Source organism: Aeromonas sp. A600620, from assembly GCF_029479985.1.
Classification (GTDB): Bacteria; Pseudomonadota; Gammaproteobacteria; order Enterobacterales; family Aeromonadaceae; genus Aeromonas; species Aeromonas veronii_A.
Genome location: NZ_JAAKXB010000003.1, coordinates 83,055 through 101,038 on the forward strand (window position 1 = coordinate 83,055; position 17,984 = coordinate 101,038).

19 protein-coding genes are annotated in these 17,984 nt (G+C 54.3%); all 19 read left to right on the forward strand.

The window, feature by feature from the left end:
• Positions 1 to 25: 25 nt before the first annotated feature.
• The 19 genes from fliQ (at position 26) to ccmB (ending at position 17,971) form a co-directional block, all read left to right on the forward strand.
• Positions 26 to 295: a flagellar biosynthesis protein FliQ gene (fliQ, locus tag G5533_RS05385; RefSeq protein WP_005334727.1), complete on the forward strand. Its 270-nt coding sequence runs from the start codon at positions 26 to 28 to the stop codon at positions 293 to 295.
• Positions 292 to 1,089 carry a flagellar biosynthetic protein FliR gene (gene fliR / locus G5533_RS05390; RefSeq protein ID WP_216951808.1) on the forward strand — a complete coding sequence of 266 codons (798 nt, stop codon included), beginning with the start codon at positions 292 to 294 and terminating at the stop codon, positions 1,087 to 1,089. Before fliQ ends, fliR begins: the two co-directional genes overlap by 4 nt.
• Positions 1,082 to 2,212 (forward strand): flagellar biosynthesis protein FlhB, encoded by a 1,131-nt coding sequence (flhB, locus tag G5533_RS05395; protein ID WP_216951807.1) that lies wholly within the window; start codon positions 1,082 to 1,084, stop codon positions 2,210 to 2,212. The genes fliR and flhB overlap by 8 nt, the downstream gene beginning before the upstream one ends.
• A gap of 107 nt (positions 2,213 to 2,319) precedes the next feature.
• Entirely contained in the window at positions 2,320 to 4,425 is a 2,106-nt protein-coding gene (flhA, locus tag G5533_RS05400) for a flagellar biosynthesis protein FlhA (RefSeq protein ID WP_421206218.1), read from the forward strand.
• 16 nt (positions 4,426 to 4,441) lie between these two features.
• Positions 4,442 to 5,866 carry a flagellar biosynthesis protein FlhF gene (flhF, locus tag G5533_RS05405; RefSeq protein ID WP_227341085.1) on the forward strand — a complete coding sequence of 475 codons (1,425 nt, stop codon included), beginning with the start codon at positions 4,442 to 4,444 and terminating at the stop codon, positions 5,864 to 5,866.
• Between the two features lies 1 nt (position 5,867).
• Positions 5,868 to 6,743, forward strand: a complete 876-nt coding sequence (locus G5533_RS05410) for a MinD/ParA family protein (protein ID WP_187380375.1) — start codon at positions 5,868 to 5,870, stop codon at positions 6,741 to 6,743.
• Positions 6,736 to 7,455, forward strand: coding sequence for an RNA polymerase sigma factor FliA (locus G5533_RS05415; RefSeq protein ID WP_216951804.1), 720 nt, complete (start codon positions 6,736 to 6,738; stop codon positions 7,453 to 7,455). Before G5533_RS05410 ends, G5533_RS05415 begins: the two co-directional genes overlap by 8 nt.
• 123 nt (positions 7,456 to 7,578) lie before the next feature.
• On the forward strand, positions 7,579 to 7,950 hold the full coding sequence (cheY, locus tag G5533_RS05420; protein ID WP_005343983.1) for a chemotaxis response regulator CheY: 372 nt from the start codon (positions 7,579 to 7,581) through the stop codon (positions 7,948 to 7,950).
• Between the two features lie 12 nt (positions 7,951 to 7,962).
• A complete protein-coding gene (locus G5533_RS05425; protein WP_216951803.1) occupies positions 7,963 to 8,703 on the forward strand; it encodes a protein phosphatase CheZ in 741 nt (246 codons plus the stop codon).
• 11 nt (positions 8,704 to 8,714) lie between these two features.
• Entirely contained in the window at positions 8,715 to 10,925 is a 2,211-nt protein-coding gene (locus G5533_RS05430) for a chemotaxis protein CheA (protein WP_323912702.1), read from the forward strand.
• Between the two features lie 32 nt (positions 10,926 to 10,957).
• Positions 10,958 to 12,073, forward strand: a complete 1,116-nt coding sequence (locus tag G5533_RS05435) for a protein-glutamate methylesterase/protein-glutamine glutaminase (protein ID WP_227341083.1) — start codon at positions 10,958 to 10,960, stop codon at positions 12,071 to 12,073.
• Positions 12,074 to 12,075: 2 nt separating this feature from the next.
• Positions 12,076 to 12,813, forward strand: coding sequence for a flagellar motor protein (locus G5533_RS05440; RefSeq protein ID WP_227341082.1), 738 nt, complete (start codon positions 12,076 to 12,078; stop codon positions 12,811 to 12,813).
• A 2-nt stretch (positions 12,814 to 12,815) separates the two neighbouring features.
• On the forward strand, positions 12,816 to 13,736 hold the full coding sequence (locus G5533_RS05445; RefSeq protein ID WP_216951800.1) for a flagellar motor protein MotB: 921 nt from the start codon (positions 12,816 to 12,818) through the stop codon (positions 13,734 to 13,736).
• A 4-nt stretch (positions 13,737 to 13,740) separates the two neighbouring features.
• The gene (locus G5533_RS05450; protein ID WP_005334696.1) at positions 13,741 to 14,535 is read left to right on the forward strand and encodes a ParA family protein; all 795 of its coding nucleotides are present in this window, start codon (positions 13,741 to 13,743) and stop codon (positions 14,533 to 14,535) included.
• On the forward strand, positions 14,532 to 15,404 hold the full coding sequence (locus tag G5533_RS05455; protein WP_421255027.1) for a chemotaxis protein CheW: 873 nt from the start codon (positions 14,532 to 14,534) through the stop codon (positions 15,402 to 15,404). The genes G5533_RS05450 and G5533_RS05455 overlap by 4 nt, the downstream gene beginning before the upstream one ends.
• Positions 15,405 to 15,473: 69 nt before the next feature.
• Positions 15,474 to 15,962 carry a chemotaxis protein CheW gene (locus tag G5533_RS05460; RefSeq protein ID WP_005343991.1) on the forward strand — a complete coding sequence of 163 codons (489 nt, stop codon included), beginning with the start codon at positions 15,474 to 15,476 and terminating at the stop codon, positions 15,960 to 15,962.
• A 28-nt stretch (positions 15,963 to 15,990) separates the two neighbouring features.
• On the forward strand, positions 15,991 to 16,368 hold the full coding sequence (locus G5533_RS05465; RefSeq protein WP_216980226.1) for a DUF2802 domain-containing protein: 378 nt from the start codon (positions 15,991 to 15,993) through the stop codon (positions 16,366 to 16,368).
• Between the two features lie 293 nt (positions 16,369 to 16,661).
• On the forward strand, positions 16,662 to 17,297 hold the full coding sequence (gene ccmA / locus G5533_RS05470; RefSeq protein WP_005343996.1) for a cytochrome c biogenesis heme-transporting ATPase CcmA: 636 nt from the start codon (positions 16,662 to 16,664) through the stop codon (positions 17,295 to 17,297).
• A gap of 5 nt (positions 17,298 to 17,302) precedes the next feature.
• On the forward strand, positions 17,303 to 17,971 hold the full coding sequence (gene ccmB / locus G5533_RS05475; protein ID WP_005343998.1) for a heme exporter protein CcmB: 669 nt from the start codon (positions 17,303 to 17,305) through the stop codon (positions 17,969 to 17,971).
• The last annotated feature ends 13 nt before the right edge of the window (positions 17,972 to 17,984 follow it).

Here is a 17,984-nt window from a genome sequence, read left to right on the forward strand (position 1 = left end):
CCGGTCCCATGCAAGGAGCCCGAACATGAGTCCAGAAACCTTTGTCGATGTATTTCGTGAGGCGCTCTGGCTGGTCAATATCATGGTCAGCGCCGTGATCCTGCCCAGCCTTGCTATCGGGTTGGTGGTAGCCATCTTTCAGGCCGCCACCTCCATCAACGAACAGACCTTGAGCTTTCTGCCCCGTCTCATCGTGACCCTTTTGGCCCTAGGGATTGGTGCTCACTGGGGAATGCAGAGTCTGATGGACTTCTTCATCCTGATGGTCAATCAAATTCCCGAGGTGGTGGGGTGACCTATACCACCGCTCTGATCATGGAGTGGTTGTCGTCCATTCTCTGGCCACTGGCTAGAATAAGCAGCCTTTTCATGGTGATGGCGGTATTTGGCAGCCGGCTGGTCGCCGCTCGGATCAGGTTGGGGCTGGCGGTAGCCGTGACGTTTCTGGTTGCTCCTCTGCTCCCTCCCATGCCCCCAGTGGAGCTCTTCTCTGCCGGCAGTTTTCTGGTCTTGGGCCAGCAGCTGCTGATCGGTATTGCGCTGGGGTTGATGACCCAGTTTCTGATGGAAAGCTTCGTGATGGCGGGGCAGGTGATAGCCATGCAAACCAGTCTGGGTTTTGCCACCCTGGTGGATCCGATGAATGGCCAGTCGGCCCCTGTGGTCGGTCAGTTTTATCTGATGCTGGCGACTCTGGTATTTCTGGCGCTTGATGGTCATCTGGTGATGCTACGCCTGGTTATCCTCAGTTTTGAGACGCTACCCATCTCCGATAGCGGTCTGTCACTCTCTTCTATGCAAACCCTGAGCGCGTTCCTGGGGGTCATGTATCAGGCCTCGCTGGTGATGGCCCTCTCTGCCATCGTGGCGCTGTTGCTCATCAACTTCGCTTTTGGCGTGATGACCCGGGCAGCCCCCCAGCTCAATATTTTCAGTATCGGTTTTGCCGTCAGCATGATGTCGGGTTTGCTTATCCTCTGGCTTACGATCGGCGGGTTCCTCGGCCATTTCGACACCTTGTGGGAGCGGGTGCAGGAGGTCAGTTGCGAGCTGATTGACACCCAATGTTTCGGAGGTGTCAATGGCTGATACCGACCAGGAACGTACCGAACAACCCACGGGCAAACGACTGCAACAGGCCCGTGAAAAAGGGCAGATTGCACGTTCAAAGGAGCTGGGAACAGCCAGTGTGCTGTTGTCAGCCGTATTTGGCCTGCTGTTTATCAAGGGTTACCTGGCGAACGCCATGCTCAAGGTGGTGACCATGGGCTTCACGCTGAACAGAGAGCAGGCTTTCGATCCCAATGCCATGGTTGCCATGGTGCCGGCGCTGCTGGGGGAACTGGTGTTTCCGCTCGGATTGCTATTCGCTCTGGTCGCTATTGCAGCTTTTATCGGCAATATCCTGATGGGGGGGATGAACTTCTCCACTGAAGCAATGATGCCGAAATTCAGCAAGATGAGCCCCATCAGCGGGTTCAAGCGGATGTTTGGGGTGCAGTCACTGATTGAGCTGGTCAAGTCCATCGCCAAGGTGGTGTTCATCACCCTGTTTGCCTGGTGGATGCTCTCCAGCCAGTTTGATCATCTGCTCAACCTCTCCATGGAGGGATTCCCCGGTGGGATTATAGATGCCCTCGACCTTTTTTTGTGGATGCTGATCATTCTTTGCTGTGCCCTGTTGCCTATTGTGGCCATCGATGTGCCGTTCCAAAAATGGAACCATATGCGTCAGCTCAAGATGACCAAGCAGGAGGTGAAGGACGAGTTCAAGGATAGCGAGGGTAAACCCGAGGTAAAGGGCAAGATCCGCCAGTTGCAGATGCAGATGGCGATGCGCCGGATGATGGGGGATGTACCCAAGGCTGATGTGGTGATCACCAACCCGACTCACTACTCGGTAGCGCTCAAGTATGATGCGGGCAAACCCGGTGCTGCGCCCAAGGTCTTGGCCAAGGGAACTGATGAAATTGCAATGAAGATCAGGGAGATAGCTAGAGAATACGAGATACCCATCATGCCGTCACCGGCCTTGACCCGGGCTATCTACCACTCTACCGAGTTGGGCCACGAGATCCCGGAAGGGTTGTTTGCGGCGGTTGCCCAGGTTCTGGCCTATGTCTTCCAGCTCAAGAAATTCCGCCGTGGCCAGGGGCGCCGTCCTCAGCCGCTGGCTAAAGATCTGCCCATTCCGACCGAATATCGCAAATGACAAAGTTCTGACGTTGTCAAAATAAATTCATTGCATTTCAATGTGTTGCATTGTTGGCTTAATGTTTGCTTTAATCTGGCACCAGCAGGTTGACATTGAGAAGAGCGATGGAATTCAAGGCAGTATTGGGCCAGTTAAAACAGTCTCGGGGAGTATTGAGCAAAGGCCTTGGTACCCCTCTGCTGGTATTGGCCGCGCTCGGCATGGTGGTGTTGCCCATCCCGCCACTGATGCTGGATGTGCTCTTCTCCTTCAACATTGCGCTCTCTATCGTGGTGCTGCTGGTATCCGTCTATACCCGGCGCCCCCTCGAATTTGCTGCTTTCCCGACCGTATTGCTGCTGGCCACCTTGCTGCGGTTGGCATTGAACGTGGCCTCGACCCGAGTGGTGTTGCTGGAAGGTCACAATGGCAGTGCAGCGGCAGGCCATGTGATCGAGGCATTCGGTAATGTGGTGATCGGCGGTAACTATGCAGTCGGCATCATCGTCTTTACTATCCTGATGATCATCAACTTTGTGGTTATCACCAAGGGGGCCGGGCGGATCGCGGAAGTGAGCGCCCGTTTTACTCTGGATGCGATGCCGGGCAAACAGATGGCCATCGATGCCGATTTGAATGCCGGCCTCATCAACCAGGAAGAGGCGAAGAAGCGTCGCCAGGATGTGACCCAGGAAGCGGACTTCTATGGCTCTATGGATGGTGCTTCCAAGTTCGTCAAAGGGGATGCCATTGCGGGCATCATGATCCTCTTCATCAACATCATCGGCGGCTTTATCATCGGGATGATGCAGCATCATCTTACCTTCAGGGAGTCTGCCGAGATCTATACCCTGCTGGCGATAGGTGACGGTCTGGTGGCGCAGATCCCCTCCCTGTTGCTCTCTATCGCCGCCGCCATCATAGTGACCCGTCAGAATACCGATCAGGATATGGGCACGGCGGTATTGGGCCAACTGTTCGACAATCCCAAGGCCTTGATCATCTCTGCCGGTATCCTGCTGATGATGGGACTGGTGCCGGGGATGCCGCACTTCGCCTTCCTGAGTCTGGGGGCGATCGCTGCCGCTGGAGCCTGGTGGCTGCTGCGCCGCGAGAAGCTGGCGGTAGCCAAAGCAGCCAGCGGCGAGTTGATGCCGACCAGTACTGACCAGCCATCGCATGAACAGAAAGAGTTGAGCTGGGACGATGTGATGCCGGTAGACATCATCGGGCTGGAAGTGGGTTACCAGCTAATCCCGCTGGTGGATCGCAATCAGGGGGGCGAACTGCTCAACCGGATCAAAGGGGTGCGCAAGAAACTCTCGCAAGAACTGGGCTTTCTGGTGCCTGCCGTCCACATCCGCGACAACCTGGATCTGGCACCAAATCAATATCGCATCACCTTGATGGGAGTCAGTACCGGCGAGGCCAGCGTCTACCATGATAAAGAGATGGCCATCAACCCGGGGCAGGTATTCGGCCAAATTCAGGGGATTGCTACCCGGGATCCCGCGTTTGGACTTGAAGCAGTGTGGGTAGCCAAGGAGCAGGTGTCACAGGCGCAGACCCTGGGGTATACAGTGGTGGATACTGCGACCGTAGTTGCCACCCATTTGAGTCAGATCTTGACCAACCATGCCTCACTGTTGCTCGGCCATGACGAGGTACAACAACTGCTCGACATGATTGGCAAACACCAGAGCAAGTTGGTCGAAGGGCTGGTGCCGGAAGTGATCAGCATGGGTAACCTTGTGAAGGTATTGCAGAATTTGCTCGATGAAGGGGTGCCAATCCGCGATATGCGCACTATCCTGCAGACCCTGGTTGAATACGCGCCGCGCAGTCCGGATCCGGAAGTGCTCACCGCGGCTTGCCGGATTGCCCTGCGTCGTCTGATTGTGCAGGAGATTGCCGGCCCAGACCCAGAGCTACCGGTGATAACATTGGCACCTGAATTGGAACGTATATTGCATCAATCCCTGCAGGCGGGTGGAGGTGATGGTGCCGGTATTGAGCCGGGTCTGGCGGAGCGAATGCAGCGCTCGCTGGTGGAAGCCACTCAACGACAAGAATTGGAAGGCCAACCGGCCGTGCTTCTGACATCGGGGATCTTGCGCAATACCCTGGCAAAATTTGTCAAGAATGCCATTCCTGGGTTGCGTGTTCTGTCTTATCAGGAAGTGCCCGACGACAAGCAGATCCGCATCGTCAGTGCGGTAGGGCAGAACTAGTTAGCGGAGACGATGGGTGAAGATTAAGCGGTTTTTTGCCAAGGACATGCGAACGGCTCTGGCCGAGGTCAAGGAGACGCTCGGGCCTGACGCTGTCATCATGTCCAACAAGAAGGTCACCGGAGGGGTAGAGATAGTCGCCGCAGTCGATTATCAATCCCAGGTTCCGGGGCCCAAAGATGCGCCGGTTCGCCGTCAGCTGAACGATGAGAGTGTCAATATTTCGTCTGCTGCTCGGCAGATGACCCGCCCCGAGCCCACAAAGGTTCAGGAACAGAACGAACATTATGCCGATACCCTGGCAGCCTTGCTGGCGCGCCAGCAGAAGCTCAAGCCGGGCAATGGGGCGCCAATGGGCAATACCCAATCGGCCGGTCTGGCCGCTGCCAATGCAGCGCCCAGAACATTGGCCGAGCAGGGGCAATGGGGCGCCGCCCCGGAACCTGTCAAGCCCAAAGCCCGGGTTGCCTCCGCCCAGCGTTCTTCTCAACCTGCTCAGCGGGATCAGGAGATGGAGGGGATGCGCAAGGAGATGGCCAGTATCCGCAAATTGCTGGAGCACCAGATCTCCGGTCTGATGTGGCAGGAAGTTGAGCGACGTGAGCCGATGCGGGCTCTGCTGATCAAGGAGCTCAAAAAGATGGGCTTTGACGATGCGTTTGCCGATCAACTGGCGGGGCTGATCCCTGAAGACATGCCCATCCATCAGGCGATGGCCCAGTTGGCGGAAGTGTTGACGGCTCAGCTCAAGATCAGCGAGGACGAGATTTTACGTCAGGGGGGCGCCGTTGCCCTGCTGGGGCCGACCGGGGTGGGCAAGACCACCACCATCGCCAAATTAGCCGCCCGTTTTGCCATGAAGTATGGTGCCGAGCAGGTGGCCCTTATCACCACTGACAACTACCGGATCGGTGCTCATGAGCAATTACAGACTTATGGCCGGATCATGGGCTGTCCGGTACGTCAGGTGCGTGATGCCGAAGAGCTGGCCAATGCCCTCTATCAGTTCCGCCACCGTCGGCTGGTATTGATCGATACGGCAGGCGTGGGGCAGCGGGATATCCGTCTGACCGAGCAGCTCGATACCCTGGTCAAGAATGCCAAGGTGAGGATCCGCAGCTATCTGGTGATGTCGGCAACCTCCCAGCGTCGGGTAATGCAGGAAGCGGTTGACCATTTCCGGCGCATTCCCTTGAGCGGCTGCATACTTACAAAGTTGGATGAGAGTCTGAATCTGGGCGAAGTAATTAACGTGTGTATCCAGAATGCCTTGCCTATCAGTTACATCACGGATGGGCAGCGGGTTCCGGAAGATATTCAGGTTGCCAATGCGGCGCAGCTTGTCGGCGCGGCCATGGGCTCGCTGGAGCGAGAAACAGAAGAGCCCTATTTCTGGGGCACAGGCTTTGGCGAGGCCGAAGATTCGGAGTTTTATGAGTAACATGTATATGGATCAGGCGAGTGGTCTGCGCAAAATGCGTCAAAACAATCGAGTAAAAGTGATCGCCGTTTCCGGTGGTAAAGGTGGCGTGGGCAAGACCAACGTGACCCTGAACGTGGCCGGAGCCATGGCGGCCCAAGGCAAACGGGTAATGGTGCTGGATGCTGACCTTGGTCTGGCCAACGTCGACGTCATGCTGGGGCTGCGGGTTCATCGCAATCTCTCTCACGTGCTGGCAGGTGAGTGCACTATCGACGACATTATCGTTGAGGGACCGTATGGCATGATGATTGTGCCTGCAACCTCGGGGACCCAGTCCATGGTCGAGCTTTCACCGGTACAACATGCCGGACTGATCCGCGCCTTCAGCGAGATGAAGACCCAGGTCGATATTCTGATGGTGGATACGGCGGCGGGGATCTCGGACATGGTTTTGAGTTTCACCCGTGCTGCGCAGGACATCATGGTGGTGGTGTGTGACGAGCCGACTTCCATTACCGATGCCTATGCCCTCATCAAGATCCTCTCCAAAGAGCACGGTGTATTTCGCTTCAAGGTAGTGGCAAATATGGTGCGCAGCCTGCGTGAAGGGCAGGAGCTTTTTGCCAAGCTGACCCGGGTAACCGATCGTTTCCTCGATACGTCACTGGAACTGGTTGCCTGCGTGCCTTATGACACCAATCTGCGTGCAGCCGTGCGCAAGCAGAAACTGATTGTCGAGGCGTTTCCCAAGTCGCCGGCGGCTTTGGCTTTCCGCGCATTGGCCAACAAAGCAGCTAGCTGGCCGGTACCAAACCAGCCTGGCGGTCATCTGGAGTTTTTCCTGGAGAATCTGTTGCAGACTCAGGCCACCACACAGGAAGGTTCCCGTGAATAAAGCCCAAGCGTACTTGCGTCATCAGGATTCCTATCTGCTGGTAGAGCGCCATGCTCCACTGGTCAAGCGGATTGCCCAGCATTTGCTGGCTCGCCTGCCAAGCAGTGTCTTGCTGGATGACCTGATACAGGCAGGTATGATTGGGCTGCTCGAAGCGTCACGGAACTTTGATGGTAGCAAGGGAGCCAGTTTCGAGACCTATGCCGGGATCCGTATCCGTGGTGCCATGCTGGATGAGATCCGGCGTGGTGATTGGGTGCCCCGTTCCGTGCATCGAAACAGCAGAGCGATTGCCGAAGCGATCGAAAATGTGGAGCAAGCCAATGGACGGGATGCTCGCGACGCGGAAGTCGCAGCGCAAATGGGGGTCTCTCTCGCTGATTATCATGTCATGCTGCAGGATGTCTCCTGTGGCAAGATCATCGGTATCGAGGATCTGGGGGTCAGTGAGGATGTGATCGGTAACCCTGATGAAGCTCCGTCAGGCTCGGGGTTTGATGAACTGGCCACAGAACGATTTCAAATTCAACTGTCGGAGCAAATTGGTCGCTTACCGGAGAGAGAAGCCCTGGTTCTCTCTCTTTACTACGATGAAGAGCTGAATTTACGTGAAATTGGCGAGGTTTTGAATGTGAGTGAGTCGCGCGTGAGTCAGATACATAGTCAGGCAATGCACAGACTACGCGCTCGTTTGAGAGATTGGCATCTATAAGTGTTTGTACTGGCTACACTGAGATGAAACTCTAAGGCATAATCCGCATGACACAACCCGTTTTTAGCATCATGTAAGTGAGCCACTGAGGTGGCTATTGAGGAGGGAATTTTGGACAAGAACATGAAAATCCTCATTGTTGACGATTTTTCAACGATGCGCCGGATTATCAAGAACTTGCTTCGCGACCTTGGGTTCAACAATACCCATGAAGCGGATGACGGCAACACAGCATTGCCGATGCTGAAAAATGGTGATTTCCAGTTTGTGGTTACCGACTGGAACATGCCAGGCATGCAAGGTATCGACCTGCTGAAAGCCATTCGTGTCGATGAAAAGCTCAAGCATCTGCCGGTACTGATGGTGACGGCAGAAGCCAAACGCGAGCAGATCATCGAAGCCGCGCAAGCCGGCGTTAACGGTTATATCGTCAAGCCTTTCACTGCAGCAACGCTCAAAGAAAAACTCGACAAAATTTTTGAACGCCTTGGCTAAGGAGCAGCAGGGATGATGGCCAAAACGAAAGCAATGATTTCGCTCGACCAGGCAAGGATGCTTGTTGCTCATCTGGAGCAAGGTGAATTCGAGCTGGCCGATGAACTGCTTGCCAATGTATGTGCCCCCAACGCAGCCGATCTGTTTGAAAAAGTTGGTCAGCTGACCCGACAACTGCATAACTCACTTCAAGAATTTCGTCTCGACCCCCGAATTCCCGATTTGGCCACCCATGACATTCCCGATGCGAGGGAGCGCCTCAATTACGTCATAGATATGACCGACAAGGCTGCTAATCGCACCATGGATGCGGTAGAGGCCAGTCTGCCAATAGCGGATCGCCTGAATGATAATATCCAGCTGGTGATGCCCAACTGGAATGCACTGATGTCCAGAGATATGAGCGTGGGGCAGTTTAAGTCCTTATGCCATCAACTTGATGATTTCATTAAGGCTTCTGAGTCAGATGCCGATAAGTTACGACAACTGCTGACAGAAATTCTGATGGCACAAGACTTTCAGGATTTGACAGGCCAGATGATCCGCAAGGTCATAAAACTGGTTCAGGAAGTTGAAACAAAATTAATAGAAATGCTGACTATGTTTGGTGAGGCTGCAGCTGAGCATTCAACTCGTACTCTCCCTGTGAACGGGATTGAAGCCGAAGGCCCAATCATGAATCCAGAGGCGCGTGCCGATGTAGTCAATGGTCAGGATGATGTGGACGATCTGCTGTCTAGCTTGGGATTCTAATGGAGTGACGCATGGCCTTCGAAGTTGATGAAGACATACTGCAAGACTTTCTGGTCGAAGCATCCGAAATATTGGAACAGTTGTCTGAGCAACTGGTCGACTTGGAAAAGCGGCCTGATGACAAGAATCTGTTAAATGCCATCTTTCGCGGTTTCCATACCGTAAAAGGTGGTGCCGGTTTCCTGTCTTTGGGGGAGTTGGTTGACGTATGCCACGGCGCTGAAAACGTATTTGATATCTTGCGTAATGGCAAGCGAACCGTGACTGCCGAACTGATGGACGTGATCCTGCAAGCGCTGGACGCCATAAACGTCATGTTCGCCCAAGTACAAAACCGTGAAGCGCCAAGTCCTGCGTCTGATGATCTGCTCCATGACCTCCACGAGTTGTGCAAGCCTGAAGGAGAAGAGCAACTCCGAACCGCGACAAGTGGCGCTATTGCCATGGAGCAGGAGGCTGTCACTCCTGTTGTTGAGGTTGTCTCCGACCCCGAGGTTGTTGAACCGATAAACCAGGCCAGCGATCCTGCTCCTGTTAACGGGGGCGGATCCATAGACGAGATTTCAGCTGATGAATTCGAGCGTCTGCTGGATGAGCTGCATGGCGTGGGGGGCACACCAACCAAGAGTGCGGCAGGAGCGACTGTTGCTGGCGAATCTGGCGATATAACCGATGATGAGTTTGAGGCCTTGCTGGATCAACTCCATGGTCAGGGACAGCACATGGGGGCGCCAGAGGTGAATCCTCTGAAGTCGGTGCAAAAAGAGGTGGACGAGCTTATCGATGATGATGAGTTTGAACGCCTGCTTGATGAATTGCATGGTCGTGGCCAAGGTCCTCAGAGTAGTATGGCACCTGCCGCACCTGCCGCACCTGCCGCACCTGCCGCACCTGCCGCACCTGCCGCACCTGCCGCGGTGACTGCGCCCAAACCGACAACACCTGTAGCCAAACCTGTACAGGCTGACCCCGCAAAACCTGCCGAAGCAGCCAAGGCATCAGCGCCTGCCGCCAAGGCTACGCCAGCTCCTGCCGAAAACAGTGCAGTGCAAAGCGATACGACGGTACGGGTGGATACCAAGACCCTTGATGTCATTATGAACATGGTAGGTGAGTTGGTACTGGTTCGTAACCGGCTGGTGAGTCTGGGTATTGCCAGTAATGATGAAGAGATGTCAAAGGCGGTTGCCAATCTGGATGTGGTAACGGCTGACCTGCAAGGTGCGGTGATGAAAACCCGCATGCAGCCAATCAAGAAGGTATTTGGTCGTTTCCCGCGCGTGGTGCGTGATCTGGCCAGAACCCTCAAAAAAGAGATTGAGCTGGTGATGGTTGGGGAAGAGACCGACCTCGACAAAAACCTGGTGGAGGCGCTCGCCGATCCTCTTGTTCACCTTGTTCGCAACTCCTGCGATCACGGGGTCGAAATGCCGGATGTGCGGGAGAAAGCGGGCAAGCCGCGGCAAGGGACGATCACCCTTAGCGCCTCCCAGCAAGGCGATCATATCCTGCTTTGCATTGAGGATGATGGCGCCGGGATGGACCCGGAAAAACTCAAGTCTATTGCCATCAGCCGCGGTGTGCTGGATGCAGATACTGCCGCGCGCATGAGTGATAACGATGCCTATAACCTGATCTTTGCCCCCGGATTTTCGACCAAGTCCGAGATTTCCGATATCTCTGGCCGTGGTGTCGGAATGGACGTGGTTAAAACCAGTATTGTCAGCCTCAATGGGTCAGTGCACATCGATTCTACCTGGGGGAAAGGCACCCGTCTCGAAATCAAGGTTCCGTTGACGCTAGCCATTCTGCCGACCCTGATGGTTGAAGTGGGTGAGCAGACCTTCGCTCTTCCCCTTGGTTGTGTGAACGAGATTTTCCATCTGGATCTGAAAAAGGCCAATATGGTCGATGGTCAGCTCACCATCATTGTGCGTGATAAGGCGATTCCCCTCTTTTATCTACACAAGTGGTTGATCCGTGGTACCAACAAGCGCTCACGTCAGGATACCGGGCATGTGGTGATCGTGCAGATTGGCACTCAGCAAATCGGGTTTGTGGTCGACAGCTTGATTGGTCAAGAAGAGGTGGTGATCAAGCCGCTCGATAATCTGCTGCAAGGCACCCCGGGGATGGCTGGTGCAACCATTACCAGCGATGGCGGTATTGCCCTTATTCTGGATGTACCGAGTCTGCTCAAAGCATATGCGCGTAGACATTAATCGCTCAGGCCCAAGGAGTTAGAAAAATAACAATGGCAGTCAAGGTATTAGTTGTCGACGATTCGAGCTTCTTTCGCCGCCGGGTGAGCGAGATAATCAATCAGGATCCCATGCTGACGGTGATAGATACTGCTCAGAATGGGCGTGAAGCCGTAGACAAGGCCATGTCGCTGCGCCCTGATGTGATCACCATGGACATCGAGATGCCCGTGATGGATGGCATCAGTGCAGTGCGGGAGATCATGGCCAAGTGTCCAACTCCCATTCTGATGTTCTCCTCCCTGACTCATGAAGGCGCCAAGGCAACGCTGGATGCACTGGACGCCGGTGCTCTTGACTTCTTGCCCAAAAAATTTGAAGACATTGCCAGAGACAAGGACGAAGCGGTCAGACTGTTGCAACAACGGGTGAAGGAGATCTCCCGCAAGCGCTTCCTGATGACATCCGCTGCTCGCCCCAAAGCACCTGAACCGGTTGCTCGTGCTCCGCTGGGTAGCACTGCGCCCAGATCTTCAGAGCGTCAGCCTGACCTGCAACGCACTGTGCCAAGTGCCTCATTCAAGCGAAGTGGCAAGAGTTATCAATTGGTGGCGATCGGGACTTCTACCGGCGGCCCGGTAGCCTTGCAAAATGTGCTGACCAAGTTGCCAGGGGATTTTCCTCACCCAATATTGCTTATCCAGCATATGCCTGCCACCTTCACCGCAGCTTTTGCTGCCCGTCTAAACGGGTTATGCCAGATAGGTGTCAAGGAGGCCGAGGATGGAGACGTCCTCAAACCGGGCCATGCCTACCTGGCCCCCGGTGGCAAGCAGATGCTGTTGGAGGGTCGTGGTGCAGGCGCCCGTATTCGCATCGTTGATGGCAACGACAAGGTAAATTACAAGCCTTGCGTGGACATTACCTTTGCCTCTGCTGCCAAGACCTATGCCGACAAGGTATTGGCGATTGTGCTAACCGGTATGGGGGCTGATGGCCGTGATGGTGCCAGACTGCTGAAAGAGCAGGGCTCTACAATCTGGGCTCAGGATGAGGCTTCCTGCGTGGTATATGGCATGCCTCAAGCGGTTGCAAAGGCAGGTATTGCCAGTGAATCACTTCCTCTGGACAAGGTGGCCCAGCGTATTCTGGTTGAGTTGGGGCGCTAATCATGGGCTTGCTCGGTCTGCTCCTCGCACTGGGGGCTATTGCTATTGCCCAGCTGTGGCATGGTGGCTCCCTGTTGACGTTGTTGGACGGGCCTGCTTTTCTCATTGTTCTTGGCGGTACAGTTGGTGCCGTTACATTGCAGACCCCTGCCAAGTTTGTTTTGCTGGCATTGCGCCAGTGTCTATGGATTTTCAATCCGCCACGGCAGGATCTCTCTGCCCAGGCTGAACGGCTACAATCCTGGGCTGCCTTTGCACGCCAGCAGGGGCTGCTGGCCCTCGAAAATCAGGCTGAGCAGGAGGAGGACCATTTTACCCGCCAAGGGTTGAACATGATTGTCGATGGTGTCTCCACGGAGGATATTCGCATGTTGCTCGAAGCCGATATCGATATCGAGCAGGAGCGTAATGAACATGCGGCCCGGGTGTTCGAAGCCATGGGGGGATATAGTCCGACAATCGGGATTATCGGCGCTGTCTTGGGCCTTATCCAGGCCATGTTTCATCTTGAAGAGCCATCTGCTCTGGGGGCTGGCATCGCAGTGGCATTTGTGGCAACCATCTATGGTGTCGGGTTTGCCAACCTGATCTATCTACCGATAGCCAACCGGTTGCGAGCGTTTCACTATCACTATGCACTGTTTCAGGAGATGACCCTGGAAGGGCTGTTAGCCATTGCCCATGGTGAGAATGGTTTACAGGTTGAACGTCGGCTCAGGGCCTATTTGAAAGGAGAGTAGCCATGCGCAAGCGCTATCGTTTGCACTTGCAGGGGCGTGAACACCTTGACCGTTGGCTGGTCTCCTATGCCGATTACATGACGCTGATATTTGCTCTGTTTGTGGTGCTCTACTCTGTTGCGCTGGTGAACAAGGACAAATATCGTGCGGTGATAGATGGCATGAGTCAGGCGTTCAGTGTCATGCAGTCTCGCAGTGATGGTCTGCTGGAGGGGCAGGGCAATTCACTGTTGGAGAATGCTGTTTCTGCCTCCCCCTCGTTGCTGGAAAGCGCAACGTCCCCCTCTCCTTCACTTGCCCCCATTTCTGGTGTCCCTGTGCTGCAAGATGGCACGACACTTGCCAAACTTGATATGCAGTTGCAAGAGAGCATGGGGTCACTGGTGGATGCCGGGATAGTCAAAATGACGCAAGACGAGAACTGGCTGACTGTGGAACTCAGTTCAGGTCTGCTGTTTGGCAGTGGCAGCGCCTTTATGGGACCGAATGCTGCACCGGTAATCAATACTCTTTCAAGTATTCTCAAACCGGTCGATAACTATATAAGGGTCCGAGGATATACAGATAACCAACAGATAAATAATGAAATTTATCGTTCTAATTGGGCGCTTTCTGCTGCGAGGGCCGAAGCGGTGCTCAATGGCTTGATTGCTGATGGCATCGCACCCCAGCGTCTGGCCTTTGAGGCATATGGCGAGTTTTCCCCTTTTGCCGATAACAGCACTGAGCAAGGCCGGCTGCAAAATCGCAAGGTTGTGGTCGCAATTTCCAAATTCGCCTGGGTGCCGCCAGCTCCTGTGGCGGTAAAGCCCCCGGTGGTTGCCGAACCGGTTCCTGTGGTGCAGCAGGCGGTGGATGCTGGAGAGATAAAGGTTATCTCTTTGCCCGGTGGCGGCATACGTATAACAACAAGGCAGGATTGATACAGTGATTGTTTGGACGGTTGCCAACCAGAAAGGTGGTGTGGGTAAAACCACCACAGTGGTCTCGCTTGCCGGGATCCTGGCCCAGCGTGGTCAGCGAGTGCTGTTGATTGACACCGATCCTCACGCCTCGCTGACTGCATATCTTGATTTTGATTCAGATCGTCTGGATGGAACCCTCTATGAGTTGTTTCAAGCTGTCAAACCGACAGCCGAGCTTGTCAATAAACTGACGCTCAAGACCAAGTTCGAGAATATCAATTTACTACCCGCATCTATTACCCTGGCGACTCTTGATCGGGTAATGGGAAATCGTGAGGGAATGGGGCTGGTGCTGAAGCGGGCGCTGCTGCGCATTCAGGATCAATATGATTATGTGCTGATCGACTGCCCGCCTGTGCTTGGGGTGATGATGGTCAATGCGCTGGCTGCCTGCGATCGTATTCTTGTGCCGGTTCAGACCGAGTTTCTCGCTCTCAAAGGATTGGAGCGGATGATGAAGACATTCGAGATCATGCAGCGTTCCAAGCGTGACAAATTCCGTTATACCGTGATCCCGACTATGTTCGACAAGCGCACCCGTGCCTCTCTGATGACCTTGAAGTCGATCAAGGATCAATATGGAGATTCAGTGTGGAATGCGGTGATCCCTATTGATACCAAGTTTCGGGATGCCAGCTTGCTGCATATCCCCCCGTCTATCTATTCTCCCGGGAGTCGTGGAACCTATGCCTATGAGACGCTGCTCAACCATCTTGATGCCCTTGAGCGGCAACGGGTTCATGAGGTGACGGCATGAGAGATACCATTCAAGTACGGGCGATGGATGACTATTTCCACTCCCTGCTGCTCGATGAGCCGCTGGTGCTGGATGAGGTGGAAGAGGTTCAATCCGCCCCTGTTTTACAGTTGCAACGTCAGCCCCACAGCGTCCCCGAGGTGGTTGCTGCACCTTATTTGGAAAGTGATCCACGCCTTGCCCAGCTTGGCGAACTGTTGGCTCAGGTGGGACAAGTTCAGTTTGAGAATGATGCCTTCACCCAGGAAGTGACTCTCACCGCACCGCTGGAGATTGTGGCAGAGGAATCACTGCTGCCGGTGGAGCCAGAGTGGCCTGCGGAGGTGCTGCTCCCCGAGGTTGCGGAGCCCCATACTACTATCCTGACCGAAACAGCGCTGGAGGTTGCTCCGGTAGAGGCCAGTGAACCGGTTGCCTGGGAAAATATCGATACCGGTAAAGAGTTTCAGGCCCTCTTTTTTGAAGTTGCGGGTGTGACGTTTGCGGTGCCGCTGACCGAGCTGGGTGGTATCCATCAGCTTGGCGAGATCACCTCCCTGTTTGGCCAGCCTGGCTGGTACAAGGGGATCATGACCTCCCGCGAGCAGAAGATGAATGTGGTCGATACAGCCCAATGGGTCATGCCGGGTCAGCATTTGGAGATGGATGATTACAAGTATCTGATTATGCTGGGTGAATCCCCTTGGGGGCTGGCTTGTCATCATCTCAAAGGAACTGAATTGTTACACCGTGACCAGGTGAAATGGCGCCATCAGGAGGGTAAGCGCCCCTGGTTGGCGGGCATGGTCAAAGAAAAAATGTGTGCCCTGTTACACGTTCGCGAACTGCTCCTGTTGCTGGAGCGTGGGGTTAACATAGAAGGTCGCTGATAACTTCTGCAATCGAGCTGTTTTATTGCTAGTTTTAGCAGTAGACGTTTTCATAAAAGGAATAAAAACATGACAGAAAAGCGCAATATCGCACAGAATCTGGCCGAAGATGAAGTGCTGCAATGGGTAACCTTCCAACTGGAAAACGAAACCTACGGCATCAATGTGATGCAGGTTCAGGAGGTGTTGCGCTACACCGAAATTGCACCGGTGCCGGGTGCGCCTGAGTACGTACTGGGGATCATCAACCTGCGTGGCAATGTGGTGACTGTCATCGATACCCGTTCCCGTTTCGGTCTGCCTTCCGGTGATGTGAGCGAAAATTCCCGTATTGTTATCATCGAGGCCGAGAAGCAGGTGATTGGCATTATGGTCGATAGTGTGGCGGAAGTGGTTTATTTGAAATCTTCCGAAATCGATGCGGCTCCGGCCGTGGGAACCGAAGAGAGTGCCAAGTTCATTCAGGGAGTCAGCAACCGTGACGGTCAACTGCTGATCCTGGTTGACTTGAACAAGCTGCTCTCCGATGAAGAGTGGGAAGATATCGGTTCCCTCTGACAAATAAGGTGATGTTTTGATAATCGAGATGGTTGCCTTGGGGGTGTCCCTGATTGCCTTGGTGTTTGCCTCTTATAACTGGTTCAAGAGCAAGCGTAGCAAGCAGGAGTCCGAGGCCAGTGTGGCAACGCTGCAAGGTCAGTTGGAAAGCTTGCGCAAACAGATGATGGAGCTTCATAGCGGCTCCATTGGCATGGGACAGCGGTTACAGTCGGTAGAAGGCGCGATGCAGCAGGTCAATGAACGCCAGCAAGAACTGACCATGCAAGATCCCGAACGCAGGCTCTACAGTCGAGCGGCTAAGATGGTCGAACTGGGCGCCGATCTTGATGAAGTCATGAGTGAGTGTGAGTTGCCAAAGGCAGAAGCAGAGCTCTTGATATCGTTGCGAAAAGGTCGCTCTTGATTATTCAGGGAGGCAGTCGCCTTCCTGAATTTTTTTCTGCTCCTTGCATACAGCTCTCTGATGTAGCGCGATGTACAGTGAGATGATTGAATTATTATGTTTTAAGATGATTTTTTATTAATCTTTTCGATTTGATGTATTTTGAAGTCGTTGATTGTCATCATTTTTCCCGCCTATTTTCTCTTATGCGCGATCTTCTCCACAAAAACAGTGGATGATGGGCATCTTGGAAAAGACGTATTCCAATACTGTGTTAAGATGCAGGCCGCTTCATTTTCTCTGAAAAAATCTCCATGCTGCTTCAAGTTAACAATCTGAGCTGCGTGCGTGAAGATCGCACTCTGTTTGAACATCTCTCCTTTGCGGTAGTTCCCGGTGATCTGGTGCAAATTGAAGGTCCCAACGGGGTAGGCAAGACCAGCCTGCTGCGCCTGCTGACTGGGCTGTCTCAGCCGTTTGCCGGTGAAGTGTGCTGGAATGGTGAAAATATTCGCCATTGCCGTGATGAGTACCATGCCAATCTGCTCTATCTCGGTCATCAGCCCGGGGTCAAAGCTGCTTTGACTCCGCTCGAAAATCTCGCCTTTTACCAGAAGCTGCATCATGTGTCCCGGCAGACGGTCGATTTGTGGCAGGTGCTTGCCCAGGTTGGGTTGGCCGGTTTTGAAGAGAACCCGACCGGGCAGCTCTCGGCAGGTCAACAGCGCCGGGTGGCTCTGGCCAGGCTTTGGCTCAGTGACAAAGCGGCTCTCTGGATCCTGGATGAGCCCTTTACCGCCATTGACAAGCAGGGGGTCAAGGTGCTGGAGAGGCTGTTTCTGGCTCATGCCGAGCGGGGGGGGATGGTAATCCTCACCACTCATCAGGATATGACGCTGATGCAGGGGCGACTGAAGACCCTCTCGCTTACGCCCTTGCTGCAGGAGTAGTTTCGATGTTGCGTGCCGTCATGCATTTGATCCACCGCGAGTTATTGATGGCCTTGCGCCAGCGTGCAGACATTCTTAACCCGCTCTGGTTTTTCCTTATTGTCATCACCCTGTTCCCACTCGGTATCGGCCCTGAGCCCAAGTTATTGGCTCGCATTGCTCCCGGCATCATCTGGGTTGCGGCTTTGCTGGCGGCCATGCTGTCGCTGGAGCGGCTGTTTCGCGACGACTTTGCCGACGGTTCGCTGGAGCAGCTGATGTTGATGCCCCATTCACTCGGGTTGCTGGCGCTGGCCAAAGTGATTGCTCACTGGTTACTGACTGGATTGCCGCTGCTGCTGATTTCGCCCTTGCTGGCGATTTTGCTGTCGCTGGATATGGACAGTTATCTGGCGGTAGTCGCCACTCTGGCACTCGGCACTCCGGTGCTGAGCCTGCTCGGTGCGGTCGGTGTAGCCCTTACGGTCGGACTGCGCAAAGGTGGAGTGCTGCTCAGTCTGCTGATCCTGCCGCTCTATATTCCGGTGCTGATTTTTGCTACCTCTGCTATTGATGCGGCGGGGATGGGCTTGCCCTATGGCGGTCAGCTTGCCATTCTGGCCGCCATGATGGTTGGTGCCTTGACGCTAACGCCACTGGCCGTTTCGGCTGCCTTGAGGGTCAGTCTTAACTGATGGTCTATTGGTA